This window comes from Staphylococcus sp. EG-SA-2 (genome assembly GCF_017152085.1).
In genome coordinates this window covers 1-1,120 of record NZ_JACYHC010000858.1, presented here as the reverse complement: position 1 = coordinate 1,120, position 1,120 = coordinate 1, and the positions used below count along the sequence as shown (strand labels likewise).

Sequence of the window (1,120 nt, the reverse complement as noted above, 5' to 3'; positions counted from 1 at the left end):
ATTGGAGCCGTTCTTATGGACCTACATGATGAATGGATTTATTCTTCAAGAAAATACATCAATTTTGATAAGTAGAAATGGTAAAAACATTGTATAGCATTTTACACAGGAGTCTGGACTTGACTATTTTATTTGTTAAATACTCTTTTTTTAGAGTGTCCTCTATTTTTTGCTTTTTACACGTTGCGGTAACTTGAATAATAATTTTATTCGTATTATCTATAAGATCAAATGCTGGTGCATTTTTTTGTTTTTTATTATGATTCTCAAGTGAATACCCATATACAATATTTAACAGGTCTCTAAAAAAATATTCGGAATATATATGATTATTTAAAATATTTATCTTTCCTAGTTCTTCAATCTTAGTATTAAGTCTAATTAGTGTATCAAGAAATTTTTCTTGATTCGTTGATCGTTTCAAGTTTTAAGTCTCCTTTTAAAATGAATATTTCACTTCTTATAACTAATATTTAAACAAAATGATCACATAATAATATTTAATTTACAATATGCCACTACAGTGTCAACATTTTATAAACACTATTCATTTGAACATGGTCTAAAACGAATAGGACATTGTAAATGATTAAATAGTCTGTCTCTAGTTGATGTATATGGTCATTTGTTATGCAGATAATAATTAATCTAATTAATTTTTACGTTTTAGTTACTTGGTTGTGATTGAGGCTTTTTGTATCTAGTTGTAATATTCTCCTTTTTTAGAATCATAATAGGTACTTCTTGAAATTTTTAGAACTTTGCACATTGCTGATACTGAATATTGATACGCATTTTGTTGAAAGACTTCATTTTTTGTCTCAAAATTAGCACTGCTTGCTTTAAATCATCATTTTACATTATCAATCGATGTTTTTCTTTGCGTAATTTTATTAACTCTTTTTCATCACTTGTTAAAATGTCTTGATGATTGAATGACTCAGTATTTTGGTTTTGTTTTATCTAATTTGAGAAAGTTAATGATGTTAGATCATATTCTCGTATAATTTCGTTTCTAGGCTTACCATTTTCATAAAGTTTAATTATTTTAATTTAAATTATTTACTAAAAGCTCTTCAGTCTCTTGTCACAATAAAATCGCCTAACCTCTTAGTTTAAC

1 pseudogene is annotated in these 1,120 nt (G+C 26.2%); it reads right to left on the bottom strand.

Annotated features, from left to right (window positions below):
• Positions 1-124 precede the first annotated feature (124 nt).
• A pseudogene (locus IDG60_RS15315) lies at positions 125-424 on the bottom strand (SMEK domain-containing protein); the annotation flags it as partial.
• Between the last annotated feature and the right edge of the window lie 696 nt (positions 425-1,120).